The 21,860-nt window shown below is 41.1% G+C and carries 20 protein-coding genes and 1 pseudogene; 3 read left to right on the top strand and 18 right to left on the bottom strand.

The window, feature by feature from the left end; genetic code table 11:
• Positions 1–43: 43 nt before the first annotated feature.
• Together FN732_RS00100 and FN732_RS00095 are read left to right on the top strand one after the other, a co-directional pair.
• Entirely contained in the window at positions 44–973 is a 930-nt protein-coding gene (locus FN732_RS00100) for a radical SAM protein (protein ID WP_142933298.1), read from the top strand.
• 275 nt (positions 974–1,248) lie between these two features.
• The gene (locus tag FN732_RS00095; RefSeq protein ID WP_185954178.1) at positions 1,249–3,534 is read left to right on the top strand and encodes a BamA/TamA family outer membrane protein; all 2,286 of its coding nucleotides are present in this window, start codon (positions 1,249–1,251) and stop codon (positions 3,532–3,534) included.
• Here the strand turns inward: FN732_RS00095 and FN732_RS00090 are convergent.
• The 17 genes from FN732_RS00090 to murC form a co-directional block, all read right to left on the bottom strand.
• On the bottom strand, positions 3,531–4,517 hold the full coding sequence (locus tag FN732_RS00090) for a DHH family phosphoesterase (protein ID WP_142933294.1): 987 nt from the start codon (positions 4,515–4,517) through the stop codon (positions 3,531–3,533). The two genes, FN732_RS00095 and FN732_RS00090, sit on opposite strands and share 4 nt — an antisense overlap.
• Positions 4,514–4,813: a 30S ribosome-binding factor RbfA gene (rbfA, locus tag FN732_RS00085; RefSeq protein WP_142933292.1), complete on the bottom strand. Its 300-nt coding sequence runs from the start codon at positions 4,811–4,813 to the stop codon at positions 4,514–4,516. Before rbfA ends, FN732_RS00090 begins: the two co-directional genes overlap by 4 nt.
• Complete coding sequence (locus FN732_RS00080) at positions 4,814–6,142, bottom strand: TldD/PmbA family protein (protein WP_142933290.1); 1,329 nt, start codon at positions 6,140–6,142, stop codon at positions 4,814–4,816.
• A complete protein-coding gene (gene thyX / locus FN732_RS00075) occupies positions 6,126–6,740 on the bottom strand; it encodes an FAD-dependent thymidylate synthase (protein ID WP_142933288.1) in 615 nt (204 codons plus the stop codon). Before thyX ends, FN732_RS00080 begins: the two co-directional genes overlap by 17 nt.
• A gap of 41 nt (positions 6,741–6,781) precedes the next feature.
• Positions 6,782–7,231, bottom strand: coding sequence for a deoxycytidylate deaminase (locus FN732_RS00070; RefSeq protein ID WP_142933286.1), 450 nt, complete (start codon positions 7,229–7,231; stop codon positions 6,782–6,784).
• The gene (locus FN732_RS09790; RefSeq protein WP_281279900.1) at positions 7,232–7,360 is read right to left on the bottom strand and encodes a hypothetical protein; all 129 of its coding nucleotides are present in this window, start codon (positions 7,358–7,360) and stop codon (positions 7,232–7,234) included. It lies immediately after the preceding gene.
• Positions 7,361–7,390: 30 nt separating this feature from the next.
• Positions 7,391–7,801 carry a hydroxyphenylacetyl-CoA thioesterase PaaI gene (gene paaI / locus FN732_RS00065; RefSeq protein WP_142933284.1) on the bottom strand — a complete coding sequence of 137 codons (411 nt, stop codon included), beginning with the start codon at positions 7,799–7,801 and terminating at the stop codon, positions 7,391–7,393.
• Between the two features lie 34 nt (positions 7,802–7,835).
• The gene (locus tag FN732_RS00060; protein WP_142933282.1) at positions 7,836–8,462 is read right to left on the bottom strand and encodes a 2-oxoacid:acceptor oxidoreductase family protein; all 627 of its coding nucleotides are present in this window, start codon (positions 8,460–8,462) and stop codon (positions 7,836–7,838) included.
• Complete coding sequence (locus tag FN732_RS00055; RefSeq protein ID WP_142933280.1) at positions 8,459–9,310, bottom strand: thiamine pyrophosphate-dependent enzyme; 852 nt, start codon at positions 9,308–9,310, stop codon at positions 8,459–8,461. Before FN732_RS00055 ends, FN732_RS00060 begins: the two co-directional genes overlap by 4 nt.
• Before the next feature lie 10 nt (positions 9,311–9,320).
• On the bottom strand, positions 9,321–10,472 hold the full coding sequence (locus tag FN732_RS00050) for a 2-oxoacid:acceptor oxidoreductase subunit alpha (protein ID WP_142933278.1): 1,152 nt from the start codon (positions 10,470–10,472) through the stop codon (positions 9,321–9,323).
• A gap of 10 nt (positions 10,473–10,482) precedes the next feature.
• Positions 10,483–10,710 carry a 4Fe-4S binding protein gene (locus FN732_RS00045; RefSeq protein ID WP_142933276.1) on the bottom strand — a complete coding sequence of 76 codons (228 nt, stop codon included), beginning with the start codon at positions 10,708–10,710 and terminating at the stop codon, positions 10,483–10,485.
• 11 nt (positions 10,711–10,721) lie between these two features.
• On the bottom strand, positions 10,722–11,624 hold the full coding sequence (gene sucD, locus FN732_RS00040) for a succinate--CoA ligase subunit alpha (protein ID WP_142933273.1): 903 nt from the start codon (positions 11,622–11,624) through the stop codon (positions 10,722–10,724).
• Between the two features lie 10 nt (positions 11,625–11,634).
• A complete protein-coding gene (sucC, locus tag FN732_RS00035) occupies positions 11,635–12,804 on the bottom strand; it encodes an ADP-forming succinate--CoA ligase subunit beta (RefSeq protein WP_142933271.1) in 1,170 nt (389 codons plus the stop codon).
• A 71-nt stretch (positions 12,805–12,875) separates the two neighbouring features.
• Positions 12,876–14,990, bottom strand: coding sequence for an HD domain-containing phosphohydrolase (locus tag FN732_RS00030; protein WP_142933269.1), 2,115 nt, complete (start codon positions 14,988–14,990; stop codon positions 12,876–12,878).
• Between the two features lie 7 nt (positions 14,991–14,997).
• Positions 14,998–15,480: a hypothetical protein gene (locus FN732_RS00025; RefSeq protein ID WP_185954177.1), complete on the bottom strand. Its 483-nt coding sequence runs from the start codon at positions 15,478–15,480 to the stop codon at positions 14,998–15,000.
• A gap of 170 nt (positions 15,481–15,650) precedes the next feature.
• On the bottom strand, positions 15,651–18,161 hold the full coding sequence (gene polA / locus FN732_RS00020) for a DNA polymerase I (RefSeq protein WP_142933265.1): 2,511 nt from the start codon (positions 18,159–18,161) through the stop codon (positions 15,651–15,653).
• Entirely contained in the window at positions 18,139–19,494 is a 1,356-nt protein-coding gene (gene murC, locus FN732_RS00015) for a UDP-N-acetylmuramate--L-alanine ligase (RefSeq protein WP_185954176.1), read from the bottom strand. The genes polA and murC overlap by 23 nt, the downstream gene beginning before the upstream one ends.
• Before the next feature lie 73 nt (positions 19,495–19,567).
• Between murC and FN732_RS00010 the strand changes: the two genes are divergently transcribed.
• On the top strand, positions 19,568–21,739 hold the full coding sequence (locus tag FN732_RS00010; RefSeq protein WP_142933263.1) for an IGHMBP2 family helicase: 2,172 nt from the start codon (positions 19,568–19,570) through the stop codon (positions 21,737–21,739).
• Here FN732_RS00010 and FN732_RS00005 read toward each other — a convergent pair.
• Positions 21,694–21,860, bottom strand: a pseudogene (locus FN732_RS00005) (IS5/IS1182 family transposase); the annotation flags it as partial. The gene FN732_RS00010 and the pseudogene FN732_RS00005 sit on opposite strands and share 46 nt — an antisense overlap.

Genomic DNA, 21,860 nt, shown 5'->3' with positions numbered 1-21,860 from the left:
TAATTTGTATAAATTGAGTGTTTATTTTAAAATAGGAGGAATTATGAAATACGTCTTTGGACCTGTATTTTCCAGGAGGTTAGGATTTTCGTTAGGAGTAGACCTCGTTCCCTTCAAAGTCTGCAGTATGGACTGCCTGTACTGTGAAGTTGGAGCCACAACCGAGAAGACGTTAAACAGGGCTGAGTACGTTCCATTCGATGAAGTTAAGTCAGAACTTTCGGAATTCCTGAAGGGAAATCCTGACATAGACTATATAACATTCTCAGGTTATGGAGAACCTACTCTCTTTTCAAGGTTGGGAGATCTGGTTAAGTGGATAAAGGACGAGTTTCCCCAGTTTAAATTAGCACTTTTAACAAACAGTTCCCTTCTTCATAGGGACGATGTTATAAACGACGTTAGGGAAATCGATTTAATTCTTCCCTCACTTGATGCTGCAACTGATGAAACGTTTAAAAAGTTGAACAGACCTGTTTCTGGATTAACTGTGAACAGAGTAGTTGAGGGAATTTTGAGATTAAAGAGTGAAACAGAATCAAAAATATGGTTAGAAACTCTATTTGTAAGGGGAATAAACGATAAAAAGGAAGAAGTTGAAAGGTTAGGAGAGTTGGTCTATAAAATTTCCCCCGATAAGTGGCATTTAAACACGGTGGTAAGGCCTCCGGCTTACGGAGTAGAGGGGCTATCGTACGAGGAGCTCTCCGAGATAGCCAAAACAGTTAACTATCCAAACACAGAAATCATTGCAAAGTCTGTTGCTAAGAAGAGAAAAATGCCGGTAAATGAACTTAGAGAGGAGATTTATCAAATAGTTGTAAGGAGGCCGTGTCCCGTTGATGAAATTGCTGATGCCTTAGGAGTCCTGAAGGAAGAGGTTGAAAGTATAGTTGAAAAATTGGAAGAGGAAGGGAAAGTCAAGACTGTTTTCTACGGAGGAGAACCATACGTAAAGGGTATTTCTGGTTAGTCTTTCTTCTATTTGCCAACGCTTATGGACTTGAAATAGAAGTAGAAAAGGGGGTCTGTTTTGACGAATCGATTGCCTACCAAATAGAAAAGGAATCCTCCCGAATTTGTACATTTACAGACTGTGTTTCCTCTGCCAAAAGTCTCCTCGAGAGTTTAGGGTACATTGTAAAAAGGAAAGGAGATACGTTAAAAATTGTAGACTATAGGTTAATCAAAAAGGTAGAAATTAGGGGAAATGTTGGAAATCTCACTAATGTAAATAATGTAAAGAAGGTGGTCTCCTTCTTGCTTCTTGGAAAACCTGTAAACAAGAGCGATATAGAAAATGCCAAGTACATACTCTTTTTGAAGATTCGCTCACTGGGATACTCGAAACCCGATATCAGTTATGCTGTAAAAAAAACAGAGTGCGGTTATGTGGTTCTGTTCACTGTCAAGAATTTAATTCTCTACAGAATATCAAAGATAGAACTGAATTTTAATGGTGATACATCCATCAAATCAGAGGTAGAGAATGAGATTAGGGAGCTTACAGGAGAAACTCCTGAGTACTCCTTTCTATCTAAACTTAAGGAAAAAATCGTTGATTTAATGCTGAATAGAGGGTACTACAATGGAAGGGTTAATCTAAGACTTGAGCCGATTGAAGGAAATAGAGGTTTGGTGAAACTCTTAATCTCTGTTCAGACTGGGAAAAAGTACATTGTAAAATTTGATGGAAACAGGCACTTTTCAGAAAAAAAACTCTCAAAACTGTTAACTTTTCGTAGAGCAGCTGCTGTTGACCCATTTGAGATTGAAAACTCTGTAAGGAACATAAAAACTTTCTACCAAAATAACGGGTTCCCTTTTGTATCTGTAAAGGCAACTACGAGGGCAGTTGATGGTGAGGAAATTGTTGAATTTAAAATATACGAAGGACCAGAAGTTTTCTTTAAGGAGTTTAAATTCCTGGGAATCGATGAAAATTTGGTTGATAGAAGAAAAATAGAGAAGCTAACAGGAAAACCTTTCTCTCAAAGGGATGTTAATTCTATAAAATTGGAACTCGTTAGCAATCTAAAGAGGAAAGGTTACCTATCTGCTAAGGTCAATGTTTCTGTTTCTAAAGAAGGAACTGTTAAGTTTATAGTGGAAAAGGGGCCAATTTACAGAATCGTTTCACTAAAGGTTGAAGGAGACACACTCAACTGCTTCAAGGAAATAAAACTTCCCACTGTCTACAGTGATAGAGTTTTAGAAGATATCTTAAACAAAATTTCCGACTGCTATGGATTTAAGGGATTTCCCGATGTTAAAGTTATTTACAGAAAGAAGGAGTTAAGAAGGAGGGGAAATGAGGTTTTAATGGGGGTCTTTATTAGAATTTTTCCTGGAAAGGAGTATAGATTTGGATACGTAATCTTTCAGGGCCTTAAAAGAACAAAATTAAAGTACATAAAGAACCTTGTATTGATTAAACCATCCCAAATTTACTCAAAAGAGAAAGTAACGAAACAGTACTCCCTTTTAATGGACAGCAGGCTCTTTTCCAAGATAGACATTAAGGAATTCAAGACAGATTCTGCAATCTCTGAGATTATAACTCTCCAAGAGGGAAGTCTTTTAAAAACTAAGGGGTTTGTAGGATACGGAACGGATTCTGGAATAGTTACAAATGGTTTCTTAAGCTCTACATCCCCCTTTGGTTATGGTCTGAAGTACTTCCTCTTTGGAAAGTACAGACAGAAAGAGGGCTACGATGCCGTTTTTAAAGTGATGAAACCTCAATTCCCCTTCAGGAAATGGGACACTTCCTACTCCATAGTCAAGAAGGAGCAGATATACGAGAGTTTTAAGACTGACAAAACTACTTACAACTTTGAACTTTTAAGGAGAAAGAGTAAATCCTTCTTTCAAACCTTTAGGATTGAAGTTTCAAGGGAGAGAATTAGTAACACCTCAATAAGGGCTAAAAGTTCCTTTTTAAAGAGAAGCTTTGTCTATTCTCAGACTTACGACAGGAGGGATAACAAATCAAACCCTAAAAGGGGTTTCCTTTCATTTTTAAATCTCTCCCTATCAGGATTTCTCTTAGGAGGTGATACAGACTACGTTATGGCAGAGGAAAAGTTTCTCTACCTCTTTCCCATTGGAGAGGAAATATTTGTAGTAAGGTTAAATGGAGGTATTATTAACTCCATAGGGGGAAAGCCAGTTCCCGTTCAGGACCGGTTCTTTTTAGGTGGTGCAGAGAGCATTAGGGGATACAAGTACGGAACAGTATCACCTACGGATGAGAAGGGCAACTACATAGGCGGTAAAGCTTACGGACTTTTTAGTTTAGAGGTTAGAAGAAGTCTAACCAAGAATTTGGAGGGAGCTCTCTTCTACGATTCAGGAAGGGTATTTAGAGAACCTTCCCGGTTTAAACTTTCCAACTGGTACTCATCTGTAGGTTTTGGAATTCGTTACCTTACTCCAGTTGGGCCTTTAAGGTTTGATTACGGTTACAAGCTTAAGAAAGTTCCCGGTCAGGGAAGGGGTAGATTTCACATATCCTTCGGCTTTCCCTTCTAAGAGATACTTTCGTAGTACTCCTTTTCAAAGGCCAGTTCAAGCTCCTTAAAGAGCTCCTCCTTCACCTTGTCTATACTCCCCCTTTTCTCATAACCGGCAGCCATCCTGTGGCCACCACCTCCCAAGTTCTTGGCTACTTCAGCTACGTTTATCTTCCCTTTTGACCTTAACGAAACCTTCCAGAAGTTTTCCTCAATTTCCTTAAAAAAGACTGCCACCTCAACACCATCTATTGACCTCGGATAGTTTATAAACCCCTCAGACTCCTCAGGATACGCTCCTGTTTCCTCCAAAAATTTCCTGAAGAGTGTTATATGGGCCACTCTTTGGTCAAGGGCAAACTTTAGAGTTTTAAGAACAAGTTCTAAGAGCTTGTACCTGTTAATCCTGTTTCTTTCAAAGATGCTTGTATAGACTGTATAGGGCTCAACTCCCTTTTTTAGAAGTTCTGCTGCCACCAAGTGAGTATCAAGTGAAGTGTTTGAATAGTTAAAGCTGCCGGTATCGGTTAAGATTCCAGTGTATATGGGAAGTGCAACACTCCTGTCTATAAGCTCCTCAGAAATAAGCTTCATTATGTAGTATGAGAGCTCACACGTACTTGATATATCTGGCTCAACAATGAAATAGTTTGTAAAGGGCTCTGCAGTTATGTGGTGGTCTATAACGAGCGACCTCTTGGCAGGTATTTCCTCGAATCCCGTTCTTTTAGGCTCAGAAACGTCGGTTATTATTACCCAGTCAAACTCCCTCCTTATTTCTTCAGCCACTTCTACTTCGTTAACATTTGGAAGGTAGTCAAAGAAGTAGGGGATTCTATCCCTGTAAACAATTTTTACACTCTTTCCCAACTTCTTTAAGAAGTTGTACCAGCCCAACGAGCTTCCAACGGCATCACCATCTGGATTTTTATGGGTTGTTATGAGAATGTCACCTTCCATAGCTTTTATAAGCTCTGCCGTTTCCTTTCTATTTAACTTCATAACATTACCTCTGGAGATACTACAAACTCAGGTCTTGGAACCGTTCTCACTCTAATCCTCTTGCCCAAAAGGTGGTGAATGTATCCACTTGCTCTGTTTAGCCTTTCAACCGCCGTTAAAACATCCTCTTTTTTAAGTCCCGAAATAAAAACTGTAGCCTTTGAGCCGTCCTTTGAGAGTTCAACCCCTTGAACGGTAATAAAGATTCCCTCCGGTAAGTCTATCTCCCTTCTTACAATGTCCGATATTTCCCTTACAAGTGTCGACTTTAATTTCTCCCTTCTAATACTTTTCATTTACTCTCCACTAACCGTTAGTTCTTTTACTAAAACAGAAGGTGAACAAACGTTTCCAAGCCACTTCTGGTCGGCACCAACCTCAGTTATTCCACTGAGGAGCTCTTTAACATTTCCCGCAACTGTCATCCCTGTAACAGGAGTTACCCTTTCACCATCAACAAAGTAAATTCCACTTATGCCGATTGAGAACTCTCCAGAAATTGGATTAATTGTATGGAGACCCATTGCATCCGTAACTAAAATAACCTCTTTTGGTGTTTTAACCAACTCCTGGAGGTTGAGAGCTCCCCTCTCAACAACCAAGTTTGTAACTCCCGATGTAGGTAGAGATGATATCGAGCTCCTTATTCCATTTCCCGTAGGCTTTAGTCCCAACTTTTTAGCAGAGTACATGTCAACCAGGAAGTTCTTCAAAACTCCCCTCTCTATAACTGCCTTTTTCTTCGTAGCTACTCCTTCATCGTCGTACGGGCAACTTCCAGCTCCATCCAAGTTTAGTGGGTCATCGTAAACCGTTAGTACGTGGCTTGCAACCTCGTAGCCCAACCTGTCCTTGAATAGGGACTTTCCCCTTAAAACGTTGTTTCCCAAGAATGCCGAAGAGAGGGTGCTTATCAGCTCTGCAAAGACCGTATTTTTAAATATTACGGGAACCCTCTTTGTCTTTATTGGTTTTGCTCCAAGGAGCTCAACAGCGCTACTACCTGCCGTTACAGCTACAAGTTTGGGATTGAGATTTTGGAAGAACCTGCTTGACTGGTAATCCCAACCCATTTGGGAGCTCCCATCCTCCTCAGCAGCCAACAGGATGCTCAATGAAAAGTTTGAAGTTGTATAGGAAAAGGAGTTCTCGTTTGAGTTGTAGTAGTAAACAGTTCCCTTAGAGTCTGAATAGGAGGCTTTCCTTACCCTTTTAATCTTGCTGCTGTAACTTAGTGCCTCCTCCTCTAACTGTTTCGCAATTTCAATCTTTTTTTCTATGGGTATTTCATCAAAGGTTTCATCAAAGAGGGGAAAGTCCAATTCACTCTTCTGGGGCATAGAAAAAGCGTACTCATCCGGCTCCGATATTTTTGCATTTTCCTTAGCACACTCAATCGCTATTCTAACTCCATCGTCGGAAACATCGTTCGTATAGGCAAACCCTAACCTTCCCTCTGACACAAGTCTGATGGCTAAGCCCTTTGTTATCGAGCTCTTTATTCTGTTTACCTCTCTCTCCTTAACCTCTACAGAAGTTCCTATACCCTCCACAGCATAAATATCGTAGTTTTCAACTCCCAACTTTTCGATTAACCCTGCTGCTTTTTCAATTATTTTGAACATTTACTTCCTCCAGGTTTTTAAAGAATTTCCTCACCTCATCAGGCCTTCCGCAGCTCTTTTTACCCTCTGTACAGTAACCCAAGTAGTAGCAGTTGGGACCAACGTTCTTAAAGAGCTCCGGAAATTTCCTCCTCAGCTCAATTAACATCTTAATAGCCATTTCCCTTATCTCCCACTGGGCTCGGGAACAGGTTCTAAGCCTTAGGAAGTGAACCAACTCCTCTCCGTTCATAGTAAAGAGAACCCTTGTAGCACAGGCATTTGGAAGAACGAACCTCGCATCCTCTTTGGGAGCCCCAGCCTCGACAAACTTACTGTAAACTTTTCCTAAAAATTCCATTACTTCATCGTAGTTGTAATTCCTTCCCTCCATTGAAACTTCAATTCCCTCAAGGGATTTTGGCTTAACGTAAGGGAAATTTTCCATACTTACATACCTTTGGGACTGCTGACTGTAGGAAGCTGGTCTATGCCTTACAAGTTGGTGAGAACAGGCCCTTGATATTCCATCCACGAGAAAGGTAAATGAAAAGTGTCTGTGTTTTTCGGAAATCTCTTTCAAATCGGGAGTATTACAGGATAAGAGAATTACCCTCAAAACCTTTCCTCCAGTGGTGAAGTTGGAACTTAATTATATGATTATTTATCCTCAAATTGGATGAGTGGAAGACCAGCTTCCTTTGCTATTTCCTTTGCAAGCCAGTCGGGATATCCCTCCCTGTAAATGACCTTAACAATCCCTGCATTTATTAACATTTTTACACAGAGGGAGCATGGACAGTGAGTACAGTACAAAACGGAACCCTTCGTTGAAACTCCGTGGAGAGCTGCCTGTATTATTGCATTCTGCTCTGCATGGAGTCCCCTGCAGAGCTCGTGCCTCTCTCCACTTGGAACTCCTAATTTTTCCCTTAAACAACCAACTTCCTCAGGGTGTTTTAAACCTGAAGGGGGGCCGTTGTACCCCGTTGATATTATTCTTTTATCTTTTACTAAAACCGCTCCAACCTTTCTTCTGAGGCAGGTTGACCTCGTTGAGACCATCTGGGCAATGGACATAAAGTACTGGTCCCAGGATGGTCTTGACAATTAGTGTCCTCCAAAAATGTGGTGGTAGGCCGTCATTATGAGGGTTATAAACATAAATATGTAGAGAATAATCTCAACTGAGGCTATCCACTTTCTAAAGCCAAAAACTGTTCTTAGAGCTCTGGCCACACTGACCTCCAAAATCAAAGATTAATTGTATTATACAACTATTTTACTTTCCTTAATGACAACCTGTCCTGTAAATAGTGCAACCAAGGTTCCATCTTCCTTTTTGACCTCTACACAGTAGAGTCCCGTCTTTTTCTTTCTCTCCTTTTCGTAGGCAAGGGCCGTTAGCTTTTCACCCTCAAAGGCAGGATTTAAGAAGTAGATGTTTGCTTGAACCGCTAAGGCTACATTTCCGTAGCTGTTCGATGCAACTGCAAAGGCAAAGTCTGCCAATGAAAAGATTGCTCCTCCCTGACAAACTCCCGCTGCATTCAGCATTTCCTTACTTACTACCATTTCAACAGTTGCTTTCCCCTCCTCTACATGAGTAACCTTCATGTTAAAGTTCTTGGCTATCTTGTCATTTTTCTCCATAAATGAGGCTATTTCTCTCGGCGACATTTCCTCCCCCAAAAAGAAAAGGGGCCAGAGCCCCCTAAACTCTTTCTAAAGCAGCCTTTCCTATTTTAACCCCTTCTTGGAATGCCGTTTTGTTAAGGTCAATAAACCTCTTTGGAACGCTCTTCTCAATTGCCTTCAGGAAGGACTCCTCGGATATGAGGGGTTTTCCATCAAACTGGAGTGACGTTGCAACCTGAAAAACACCAAGAGCAACGATGTTCATAACCTGACGCCTTCCGAGAACCTCTGCAGCAGTTCTTGCAATTGGGGCAGAAACAACCCTGTAGAGGTTACAGTCAAGATCACACTGAACCAAGTCCTCATCAACAATTACGAGAGCTCCCGGCTTCACATTTGCAAGTATATCTGCAGAGCCCTCACTACACTCAGGGTCTAATCTTATAGGTTTACCCTTTACCATCTCGTCGTATGCCTCTTGTGATTGAATAATAACTGCATCAAGCTCTGTAGCCTGGGGAAAGTCTATCTGCTGGTCGGATATAACAACGTCACCTAAGGATGTTCCGCTTCTCATAGCAGCACCGTAAGCTGCCGTTTGGGTAGCCCAGAGCCCCTCTTCGGCTGCTGCTGTTGCAAGAACAACGGCAGCCAGAATGGAACCCTGACCAGCAGAACCTATAACCCTAACTTCGTATCTCATTTTTCACCTCCAGAAAGCTGCTTTACCCTGTTCCAGTAAACCTCTGTATACTCAGGCCTTGAGTCATCATGGTAGAGAACTCCCCTTGGAAGTTTTCCTGCCCTCTTCTCCTCAGGAAGTTTCTCCCAGGCCTTAAGGGGTATGGTGTTTTCCTTCAACCACATGTACATCTCTTCAAATGTCATTCTGTTCTTTCTACCGTAAATTATCGTACAGGGTGAAAGGACCTCAATGAACGAAAATCCCTTGTGTTTTATACCGTCCTGAATCAGTTTTTTAAGCTCTGTAACGTGGTAAGCCGTTCCCCTTGCTACGTAAGTTGCACCGGCAGCCTTTGCAAGCTCTGCAACGTCAAAGTTCGGCTCGTAGTTACCGCCGGGAGTTGTTGTTGTTTGAGCTCCCGTTGGTGTTGTTGGTGATACCTGTCCGTGGGTCATACCATAAATCCAGTTGTTAATCATTACAACTGTAATATCTATGTTTCTACGGGCAGCATGGATAAAGTGGTTACCACCAATGGCAAAACAGTCTCCGTCACCTGTAAATACGATTGTTGTTAGCTCAGGTTTGTAGAGCTTCAATCCAGTTGCAAAGGCGAGAGCTCTACCGTGGGTTGTATGGAGTGTGAAACCGTCAAAGTAACCTGGAGTTCTTGATGAACACCCGATTCCTGATACCATTGAAACCTGGTCGTTGTCTATTCCTAAGTCGTAGAGGGCCATACAGGTTGCCTTTAAGGCCTGTCCTATTCCACACCCTGGACACCAGATAGTGGGGAGCTTATCAAGCCTCAAGTATTTAAAGTAGGACTCCTTCTTCTCAATTATCTTTTCAAATGAAACAGCCATAACTTCCTCCTTAAACTTTAGCTTTTGCTATTTCCTCTATCCTTTCAACAATCTCTGAAGGGAAGATAACCTTTCCGTTTGCCCTGTTTAGCCTGTAAACAGGAGCTTCTCCCTTGGAACACCTTTCAACCTCTAATACGTACTGTCCCATGTTGAGCTCCGGAACGAGTATTGCATTGACCTGTTTTGCAAGCTTGTTTAGTGTTTCCTCAGGGGATGGCCATATTGTTACAACCCTTAAGAGTCCAACTTTAATTCCCTTTTCCCTTGCAATGTCTACAGCTGTTTTGGCTGCCCTTGCCGTTGTTCCGAAGGCAACAATTGCAAATTCGGCATCGTCCAACTTATACTCTTCGTTTTTCTCCATTTCGGGCTGATTTCTCTTGACCTTTCTGATGAGTCTCTCTATGAGCTCCTCACACATTTCCGGGTTTGTTGTTGGAAAACCTGTATAGTCGTGGTGAAGTCCCGTTGCATGTCCCCTGTAACCTGGTGTCCCGTAGGGAGCAATTGCAGGAACATCGTCCTCTCCAGGTTTGTAAGGAAGGTATTCCTCGGGAGGAACTTCGGGCATCTTTCTGTTCCAGATTTCTACTTTATCGGGAGTAAAGAGCTCCATATCCACAGTTTCCCTCATGTGGCCTAAGACCTCATCGAGGAGGAGAACAACAGGAGTCCTTAACCTCTCGGCCCAGTTGAAGGCTCTGATTGTTTCCTCCATAATCTCCTGAACGTTCCCCGGATAGAAGACCGGAATGAGTTTGTCGCCGTGGGTTCCCCATAGGGACTGCATAATCTCCTGCTGTCCAATCTGTGTTGGAAGACCTGTTGATGGGCCTCCCCTTTGGACGTTAACAACTACACAGGGAGCTTCTGTCATAAATGCATAACCTAAGTTCTCCTGCTTCAGTGAAAAGCCCGGTCCGGAGGTTGCCGTCATTGCTTTCGCACCTGCAAATGATGCTCCGACAATTGCTGCCATTGAGGCAATCTCATCCTCCATCTGGATAAAGGCTCCTCCGTATTTTGGAAGGAGCTCTGCCATCCTCTCTGCAATCTCTGAGGATGGAGTAATGGGATAGCCGGCGTAAAATCTGCAACCTGCTAAAATTGCAGCCTCTGCACAGGCGTGGTTTCCATACTTTAGTTCAAGCTTAGCCATAGTTTCCTCCTTAAGCGTTTGCTACTTCTTCGTACTCTTCTGGAGTAAAAACGTAGATACAGAAGTCTGGACATATCATTTCACACTGCTTACAGCCAATACACTTTTCAGGATGGGCAACTGTCATTATTGCCCTAACCTTGTCAAGCTCTAAAACCTTTGTTGGACAAACTGAAGCACAGATGTTGCACCCTTTGCACCAATCCTCTCTAACAACAACTACACCCTTTGCAGCCATATTTTCCTCCTTTAGATAATTCCTCTCTCCTTTAGAGCTCTCTCCATCATTTCGCCAATTTCAGCAGGAGTGTTACAGACGTAGGCACCTGCTTCCCTTAGTGCTTCCATTTTGCTCTTGGCGTCTCCCTTCCCTCCGGTAATGATTGCTCCTGCGTGTCCCATTCTCCTACCCGGAGGAGCTGTAACTCCAGCAATGTAAGCAACAACAGGCTTTTCAACCTTTTCCTTTATGTACTCAGCAGCTTCCTCCTCCATGGTTCCACCAATCTCTCCGATTAGAACAATCGCATCCGTATCTGGGTCGTTGTTAAACATTTCTACAGCTTCCCTGTGGGTTGTTCCCGGTACGGGGTCTCCGCCGATTCCGATGACCGTTGACTGTCCAATTCCCCTCGTTGTCAATTGATATGCCGCTTCGTATGTTAATGTACCAGAACGGGATACTATTCCGACTCTTCCCTTTTTAAATATGTGACCGGGCATAATTCCCATTTTACACTCTTCTGGAGTTATAATCCCAGGACAGTTTGGCCCTATATACCTCACTCCTGTTCCCTGGAGAGCTCTCTTTACCTTTACCATATCGTTTACAGGTATTCCCTCAGTAATACAAACAATAAGTTTTATTCCTGCATCAGCTGCCTCCATAATGGCATCTGCAGCAAAGGCCGGTGGAACAAATATTAGAGAAGCATTGGCTCCTGTCTCCTTTACCGCCTCCTCAACGGTGTTAAAAACAGGAACGATAAACTTCCCCTCATCATCGCTCCAGTTCATTCCTCCCTTTCCAGGAGTAACTCCAGCAACTATTTTTGTTCCGTACTCCAAACACTGCTTTGCATGGAAGGACCCCTCTTTTCCTGTTAATCCCTGAACAACAACTTTGGTATTTTTATCTACTAAAACGCTCATTTTCCCCTCCTTATAGTTCTCCTTTTGCAGCTTTTACAGCTTTTTGAGCACCGTCGGCCATATCCTTTGCAGGGATGATGTTGAGTCCACTCTCTTCAAGCATCTTTCTACCTAACTCAACGTTTGTTCCCTCAAGTCTTACGATTAGAGGCCTATCCAACTCCACCTGTTTTGCGGCCTCTATGATTCCTCCAGCAATTCTATCGCACCTAACAATTCCACCGAATATGTTTACAAAGATTGCCTTTACTTTAGGGTCTGAAAGGAGGAGTTTAAATGCAGCTGCGACTCTCTCTACAGTTGCAGTTCCCCCAACATCCAAGAAGTTTGCCGGCTCTCCGCCGTAGAACTTAATTGTGTCCATGGTTGCCATTGCAAGACCGGCACCGTTAACCATACATCCTATGTTTCCATCCAACTTTACATAGTTCAAATCCCATTTTTTAGCTTCAAGCTCCAACGGGTCTATCTGAGTTACATCCTCAAGTTCCTGAACATCGGGATGTCTAAATAGAGCATTATCGTCAAAGTCTATTTTGGCATCTAAGCAAACAAAAGAATCCTCTTTTGTTTTAACAAGGGGATTTATTTCAATCAAAGAGGCATCCAACTCAAAGTACATATTTGAAAGGGTCATAAGGATTTTTACAAATTGACTTATCAATTTTCTATCTGTCAATCCTATTTTAAATGCAATCTTTCTCGCCTGATACGGTAGGAGACCTATTGCGGGGTCAACGTGCTCCTTTATTATCAATTCAGGATTTGTCTTTGCTATCTCCTCAATTTCCATACCACCAGCAGCTGAAACCATGAAAACAGGTTTAGAAACTTCTCTATCCAGAGTTAACCCTACGTAAAACTCCTTATCAATGTTTACTCCTTCCTCTATAAGGACGCAGTTTATGGGAAGGCCTTCAGGGTTCTGGTAGGTTTTAAGTCTACTCCCAATCATTTGAGCTGCAATTTCTCCGGCTTCTTCAGGAGACTTTGCAAGCTTAACTCCTCCAGCTTTTCCCCTTCCACCGGCATGAACCTGAGCCTTTACTACTACAACTGGTGTTCCAAGTTCCTTTGCAGCACACTCCGCTTCATGAGCATTGTGGGCAACTATTCCTCTTGGAATTGGTAAACCGTACTTCTTAAAAATCTCCTTTGCCTGATACTCATGGATTTTCATCCTATCCTCCCGCCACGTAAGTTGGAAAAATTTTAACAAAATTTTTACAGAATTTTTACATAAGAGAAATATTAGGTTTCAAACTCCAGCTTAGTTAACTCCTTCTTTAACTGCTCAATATCATTTATCTGGGTTAGGACGTTATAGGTAAGTTCTACTTGAAGTTCGGCTTCCAACTTCCTTATTACACTATCGAGTGAATCAAATTTATTTGTAAATACAAGGAAATTGTCTCCTGAGTATCTCACAATAACAGCATTCTGAAGTTCAGAGTTCAGCAGCTCTACCGTCTTTTTAAGAATGTAATCTCCTCTTTTCCAACCCTCTTTGATGTTAATTTCTCTTAACTTTCTAATATCTACTGTAAAGGCAAACAGATGAGGAAACCTTTCCCTTGCAACAGAGAATGCAAACTCTAAAGCGGTTCTACTAAATACTCCGGTTAAATGGTCCCTTAAAAAGTAGTCGAGTCTTCTTTCCTCTAAAGTTTTGAAAAGTTCCGAGGACAGGTAATACTCCTCTGAAGTGACAGGAGGGGTCTCGTACATGAAAACCCTTAAAGCAACGTTTACAACATCGGGGTCGTAGAATTTCCCAGCTTTTGAAGAAATTTCTTTTAAGGCCTCTCTCTTCTCCATTCCTTTTCTGTATATTCTGTTGCTTGTCATAGCATCAAAAGAGTCTGCAATAGCTAGAATTCTCGCTTGAATGGGTATCTTGTTTTCTTTAAGCCCTTCAGGATATCCGGAACCATTCCACCTTTCATGGTGATATCTAATACCGGGAAGCGAATCCTTTAAGGGCTCTATATGCTTAAGTAATTCATAGCTTAACTCCGGATGGATTTTGATAATTTCGTACTCTTCATCTGTTAACTTTGAAGGTTTTAAAAGTATACTGTCCGGTATTCCTATTTTTCCAATGTCGTGTAAAAGTCCCGCTATATACGTAGCTTCTACCTCTTTTGGAGTAAGTCCCAACTCTTCTGCTATTCTCTTTGAGTAGTAAGCAACTCTCTCTGAATGTCCTCTTGTATAGGCGTCCCTTATTTCAATTCCTCGTACAAAGCTCTCAACAATTCCCTTGGTTAGTTCTTTTTCCTCTTGGAGTTTTCTCTCTAAGTTATAAATTAACTTTCTAATTTGGGTAGATATAGCTATAGAACGAGAAATGTTTCTTAAAAAATTTTTATTTTCCTCAGATAAAGGTTCTTTTGACTTCTTAAAGAAAATGGTAAAGCCTAAAATTTCAGAAAAAGATGATAGTGGTATGGCAAAGACATGTTTTATTCCTATTTCCCTTTCAAAAGATGATAAAATATTTTCTTTATCTGTTTCTATTTCTCTGTTTGCTTCAAGAAGAAGAGGTTCTATACCTTCCAAATCGTCTACTTTTTTTCTAAAAACTTTTGACCCTTCACTTGTAATAATCAATCTCAAGCTTACTTGATTTGAATCATCAAAATCTTTTATTCCTATAATAGCTCCATCACACCCAGCCATTGAAAGAACCTTTTTAATTAACGATACGAACTCTCCGTTAAATCCCTTGCCTATTGTTAACAAATGTATGAATTGAGATATTATCTCCTCTTTTATATTCTTTTGCTCAATTTTCTCAATCATATTATTAATACTGATTCTAATACGGTCAAATTCATCGTTATTCTTTGAGTATGGAAGTTTATTTAACTGACCTTTGGAAATTTTTTTTATGTCCTGTCTTATTCTATCTAAAGGTTTTAAGTATAACTTTTGAATAAAGTATAAGATTACAATATTACCAGGAACTATGATTAAAAGTAGTAATAAAGATGTTTTCAAAGCTATTAATTGAGATTTACTTTCAATAAAGTTTTTATCTAAGGCTATGTATATTTCCTTTTTTCCATCGGGGAAAATTAAGTTCTTTTTTATAAGAAATTCCCCTTCCAAAGAAGGAGGTTGTTTAAGATAAACTTTTTCTATGTAGGGAGCTCTCTCAAGAATACCTATAAGTTCGTTAACTCTCTTTTTTGAACCAACAGAAACTGCTGAAACTTCAACATAACTTTCGGCACTTCCAATTAAGGTATTAAGGATGTGCCCCTCAAATGATTTCTTTGTGACGAAATAGGATAAAATCGGTAGTAAAATGAACTCAAGAATGCTTATTATCGTTAGTAGCCAGTATTTATCCAATTTCATAATATAGTTAACCTTTACAATGAAAAAACTTTAAGTTCAAATCCTTAATCTCCATCATTTTAAGAACTGCAGGGTCCTTTAATTCATCTACTCCAAAATTCCATGATTTTATCAAATAGGAAAATTCCTTTTTATTAAGAATAAATTTTTTCTTTGCAAGTAAATAATAAGTATCATTTTTTCCTTCAGCAACTTTACAAATTCTATACCAATTTGGTAGTAATTCTACCAATTTATTGGCAGTATCCTTATCTGCAATAACTACAGAGTACTTACTCAGATTGAGAAACTTTATAAAATCTTTCTTATTTACAATATCAATCTTAATACTAAAATCAGTACTTTCAAATTTCCCAAAAACTTCTGCAATTTTAAAAGGAATGGTGAGAGCTGAATTGAATGTTATAACAAAGACTTCCTCTTTCAATAAACAGGAATCCACTAAGATTGTTAATAACAATAAATTTATAAATAACTTTCTAATATTCATTGCAAAAAAATTGTAACAAAATTACCTTAAATTACAATTTAGTATTGCTTTGATTTTTTCTGGAAAAGTGAAAAATATCTATTTTCAAAGCTAGAAAACTATCACCCTTTTTTCCCTTTTCTGCTATGTAGACATGGAGCAAATGTTTATACAGTTTCTTTGCTATCGATTTAGCTCCACCTCTTTCCAGATTCTACCTTTGCCGTGAGGGGAACTGATAGATTTATACAGTTTTCCATAGTTTCCTTTACCAATTGAACTACCTTATCCTTTTTTTCCTCGGGAACCTCAATCACAACTTCGTCGTGAACCTGTAAAATTAAGTAACTGTCCTCTTCCTCCAATTTCCTGTAAAGTTCCACCATAGCCAGCTTCATTATGTCAGCCGCAGTCCCCTGAATTATTGCATTTACGGCAGCTCTCTCTCCAAAGCTCCTTACCTGGTAGCTCCTGTCCTTTAACTCTGGAAGGGGTCTAATTCTTCCAAAAAGTGTCCTCACGTAACCTTTCTCGTAGGCTTCCTTCAGAGTCCTCTCTATGTACTCCTTTACCCTTGGGAACTGGTTGAAGTAGTTCTCTATGTACTCTTCGGCCTCCTTTATTGGTATTCCCAACCTCTCAGAAAGGCCATGGGGACTCATGCCGTAGATGATTCCAAAGTTAACGGTTTTCGCTATCCTCCTCTCTCCTTCGCCTATCTCTTCCTTTCCAAAAAGGTACCTTGCCGTTTCTGTATGTATGTCCCTTCCCGTTCTAAAAGCCTCTATCAATTTTTCATCTCCGGAGAGGTGAGCAAGAATTCTGAGCTCTATTTGAGAGTAGTCTGCCCAAACAAGGGTATAACCTTCCGAAGACGTTACGGCCTGTCTCACTTTCTTTGAAAACTCATCGAAAGCCGGAAGGTTCTGAAGGTTAGGTTCTACGGAAGAGAGCCTTCCCGTTGCCGTTGCCGTTTGGAGAAACTTCCCGTGAACCCTTCCATCCTCTCCAACGTGCTTGAGTATTCCCTTAACAAAAGTTCCGTAGAGCTTTGTTAATTTCCTATATTCAAGTAGATACTCAGCTATTCTGCTTCCTTCAAGGGCTAAAGTCGTCAGGGTTTCAACGTCCGTTGAGTAACCAGACTTTGTCTTCTTAAGGGGCTTTAATTTCAATTTTTCAAATAGGACGTAGGAAAGCTGTTTCGGGGAGTTTATATTAAAAACCTCTCCGGCCTCTTCGTAAATTTTCTCCTTTAAACTCTCCGTCTCATCAACTATTTCACCTCCAAGGTTTTCCAAGTAACTGACATCAAAGAGGACTCCCCTCTTTTCCATTTTGTAAAGGACGTAGGACAGGGGAAGTTCCATCTTTTTATAAATTTCAGATAGTCCCTTTTTTTTCACCTCGCTGTTGAGCTTTTCAAATAGGTTAAAGGTATAGTGGATATAGTCCTCAATCGGCGAAAGGTCTACACTTTCCAAGAACTCCTTAAGAAGGGTTTCAGGTGTGTAGTTTTTCAAAAGTGGATTCTTTAAGTAGTATAGAAGAGAAAGGTCTTCAACATCCCTTTTAGAGATTTCTTCCCCTAAACTGTGGTAGAGCTCCTTCAAGTTGTAGGTAAAGATTTTCCCAGACTTTTTTACAATTTCAAGGGCTTTTTCTCTATCAACTTTTAAAAAACCCTTAGGGGTAGAAATTAGGAATTTCCCATCAATTGGAACTACCGTAACTGAAGGTCTGGTAAAGAGATCTCCAACTGATAAGTACCTTTCCAACTCCTCTTCCGAGAGCTCCCTCCCTCTCTCAATCTCTTTTCCAAAGTCAAGGTCTGGAAAGAGCTTTTTAAGTTCAACTGCAACGCTCCTCATTTCAAGCTCTGATAAGAGCTCCCTCAAACAGTCTCCGTTTGGCTTTTCCAATTTAAGGTCTTTAATAGTGACGTCTAAAGGAACGTCTGTCTTTATTCTTGCAAGTTCCCTGCTTAAAAATGCCTGCTCCTTGAACTTCTCAAGGAGCTCCCTCCTCTTTGGAGTCAATTTATCTAAATTTTGATAAATGTTCTCAAGGGAGCCGAATTTCCTGATGAGGTCAAGGGCTGTTTTCTCACCGATTCCTGGAACTCCTGGAATGTTGTCTATAGTGTCTCCAGAAAGTCCAAAAACATCGGGAATCTGCTCAGGCTCTATACCGTACTCCTCCTTGAATGTTTTGAGGTCGTAAGTTTTTGATTTACCAGTTTTGTTGGATATTGCTACTACAACGGTGTTCTCATCTATCAACTGCCTCATATCCTTGTCTGGAGTAACAATTACTACCTGAGCTCCCTCCTTTGAAAACTTTTTTGAAAGAGTACCTATAATGTCGTCAGCCTCGTAACCCTCCTTTTCTAAAACCCTTACTCCCAGACACTCTAAAAATCTCTTTATGTATGGAAGCTGAACTTTAAACTCATCCGGAGTTGGCTTCCTGTTAGCCTTGTAACTTTTCATCAGTTTTGTTCTAAATGTTCTCTTTCCGGCATCGAAGACAACTGCCAAATACTCAGGTTTGTAGTCTTTCAGGAGCTTTAAAAATATCCTTATGAACCCGTAAACCGCCGTTGTAGGGAATCCCTTAGTCGTTTTAAATCCCTTATTTTTAAGGGCATAGTAAGCCCTGTATGCAAGACTGCTCCCATCAAACAGAAAGACTCTCTCCATTAACCTCTCCTGTGATTAGTTCAAAGGCATTCGTTACGCTACCTGCACCAAGGGATAAGAACACATCTCCGGGCTTTAGCTCCCTCCTCAGGGTTCTACAGGCATCCTCGAGACTTCCACAGTAGAGAGCTCCACACTCCCTTGCTAACTTTTCAGCGGAAACGTCTGGAATAGGAACTTCACCGGCAGAATATATATCGCAAATGTAGAGGTTGTCTATTTCCCTTAAAACTTTTACAAATTCGTTCCACAGGAGAGCGGTTCTCGTGTACCTATGGGGCTGAAATAGGACGACCAATCTCCTGTCTGGAAAGGAGTTTTTAAGAGCCTCGTAGGATGCTTCAATCTCCGTAGGGTGGTGGCCGTAATCGTCGATGAACGTAACACCTCCTACAGTTCCCTTGAGTTCCATTCTCCTGCTTGCATTTCTAAACTCCTCCAAGTTTTCAGAAATCTCACTAAAGGGAACTCCTACCTCTAAAGAAACGGATAGAGCTCCCAATGCGTTTAAAACGTTGTGTTTCCCAGGAACGTTGAGCTTAACTCTTCCAAGTTTTTCACCCTTGTACTTCACATCAAAAAGACTTCCAAGCTTTAAAAACGTTAAGTTTTCAGCTGTGAAATCCGCATTCTTGAATCCGTAAGTTGCCTTTCTCTTGTAAATCTTTGGAACGATTTCCCTAACGTTCTGACACTCAGTACACAAAAAAACCCTTCCGTAGAAAGAAACCCTGTTTGCAAAATCTAAAAAGGCCCTCTTTAGGTTTTCAAAACTTCCGTAGTGGTCTAAGTGGTCAGCATCTATGTTTGTAACTACTGAAAAGGTAGGATTTAACCTCAAAAACGTTCCATCGCTCTCATCGGCCTCTGCAACTATCCAGTTTCCCTCTCCCTTCAGGGCATTTACTCCTCCTAAAAACGAGAGCTTTCCTCCAACCAAAATTGTCGGCTTTAGTCCTGCACCGTAGAGTATTTTTGAAACCATAGAACTTGTTGTAGTCTTTCCGTGCGTTCCGGCAACGGCTATTCCCTCCTTCAGCTTCATTAAATCCGATAGGACGTCAGCCCTCGGAATAATGGGAATCCCCATCTCCCTCGCTGCAACTATTTCGGGGTTATCCTCTTTGACGGCAGATGAGTGAATGACAATGTCAGCACCCATTACATTTTCCTTTTTGTGCCCTATAAAAACCCTAATACCACTCTCCTCAAGTTTGTCCACCATGGAGCTCCTTCTGATGTCTGAACCCTGAACAGAATACCCTTCTGACTTTAGAACGAGAGCAATTCCAGACATTCCAATTCCGCCAATTCCTACAATGTGAATGACCAAAACTCCCTCCTTTGCCCAAACTCTACAAAAGTTTAAATTCGTAAAGTGAAAATTTCAAATTTGGAGTGAAAAGTTGCCAATTCTGATAGATGGAATTTTTGAGGGTAAGAGATTACAGAGGGAACTAAAGAAGTTTGGACTTAAGAAGGGGGATGTTAGAGAAACCTGCACTGCAAACGGGAAAACGCTTATCTACTTGAAGGATGAGAGTCTGTGTAAGCTTTTTGAGGAGTTCATCCCCTCTAAGGAGGAGGAAGTTGAAATATGTACAGTACATCGCTACGTGGAGAAGTTTAAGTACCTGATAGACCTTGAAAGGTTAGCAGAGATAGAGGCACAGGAGGAGGAGATAAGGAAGCTCTCTGGAAGGGAGAGGGAGCTCTTGGGAAGGGCCGTTTTGGACTTAAAGGGAACAAAGGCCGGAACAAAGTTCCACCTTCACCTTGTGAGGTTCTGGAGGGAAAAACCGATAGAGACAGAGATTTCAACGGGAGATATAGTCCTGATAAGTAAGGGAAATCCCCTTAAGAGTGACCTTTTGGGAACCGTTGTGAGAATAACTGAAAAGACGATAACTGTTGCCTTTGACAATAGACCTCCTAACTGGGTCTATAAAAAGGGAGTAAGGATAGACCTTTACGTAAACGACGTTACGTTTAAGAGGATGGAGGAGAATTTAGAGGAGCTCCGCCACGCAGTTGGAAGGCAGAGGGAGCTGAGAAACATCATTCTTGGACTAAAAATACCAGAAAGGGCAGAACCTTTCGAGTTTGATTTGGTCGATAAAAGGCTAAATGAGACTCAAAGGAGGGCCGTAAGTCTGGCTTTAGGTTCCTCAGACTTTTTCCTCATTCACGGACCTCCCGGAACGGGAAAGACGAGTACTGTAACGGAGCTAATTGTCCAGTTTGTTAAGAGGGGTAAAAAGGTACTGGCCACTGCAGACTCAAACATAGCTGCAGACAACATTCTCTTAAACCTGAGCAAGTATCCTGAGTTAAAACTTGTAAGGATTGGCCATCCTGCAAGGGTTCTTGAGGAGTTGGAGAGATTTTCCATATATGCTCTCTACGAGGAGCACGAAAAGAGCAAGAAGATTAAAGAGGGTTGGGAGAAGGTAAAGGAACTCATAGAGAAGAGGGAGAAGTTTACAAAACCTGTTCCACAGCTTAGAAGGGGAATGAGCGATGAAGAAATCGTTTACTTTGGAAGAAAGGGAAAGAGCTTCAGGGGAATTCCAAAGAAGGTCATGAGGTCAATGGCAGAATGGATACTGACAAACTACGAAATTGATATGAGGATAAAAACACTAAAGGAAATGGAAAGCTCTATACTCAGAGAAATTGTTTCCGATGCTGATGTTGTAATCTCCACAAACTCAATGGTTAAATCGGAGCTCCTTGAAGGATTCCACTTTGACATTGCTGTTATTGATGAGGGAAGCCAACAGGTTGAACCTTCGACGTTAATTCCAATAATGAGAGCCGATAGGTTCTACATTGCAGGAGACCACAAACAGCTTCCTCCCACCGTTGTTAGCGAAGAGGCCAAAGAGTTGGAAAGGACTCTCTTTGAGAAGCTGATAGAAAGGGAACCGGAGCTCTCTTCAATGCTTCGGGTTCAGTACAGGATGAACGAAAGAATAATGGAGTTTCCAAACAGGGAGTTCTACGAGGGTAAGCTCATTGCTGCCCCTGAGGTAAAGGATAGAACGTTGGCAGACTTTAATCTCTCCAAACCAAAAAAGTTTGAAAGCGTTTTATCTTGCGAAATCCCAATTGGTTTCATTGATACGTCCAAAATAAATGCCTACGAGTTTCAGCCTTCAGGTTCAACGTCGTACGAGAACTACGAGGAGGCAAAGATTGCCGTTGAGGTGGCTTTAGAGCTCCACAGAATGGGACTCGATAGGAGGGAAATTGGAATAATTACTCCCTATGCAGCTCAGGTCAAGCTCATAAAGCAGATGCTGATTGAGAGGGATTTTAAGGTGGAGGTCAACTCCGTTGATGGATTCCAGGGAAGGGAAAAAGAAGTAATAGTAGTTTCATTTGTACGCTCAAACGATGAGGGGGAGATAGGGTTCTTAAGGGATTTAAGGCGGTTGAACGTTGCAATAACCCGCCCAAGGAGAAAGCTCATCCTGATAGGAAATACAAAAACACTCTCTTCCCATCCTGTGTACGAGAGGTTCATTAGTTATATAATGGAAGTAGGAAGTATATTTAAAACTGAGCCTGTTTGAAAAATCCATATGACCAAAAGGAGAAGCCACAAGTTAAAGAGACAGAACTTAGTCAAAACAAATAACTGAGCTATATAAAAGCTCTTTGTTCTCTCATAGCTCCCAACATCTTGCTTAATCT

Origin of the sequence: Balnearium lithotrophicum, from assembly GCF_900182585.1 — a bacterium.
Classification (GTDB): domain Bacteria; phylum Aquificota; class Aquificia; order Desulfurobacteriales; family Desulfurobacteriaceae; genus Balnearium; species Balnearium lithotrophicum.
This window is presented reverse-complemented; position numbering and strand designations above follow the sequence as displayed.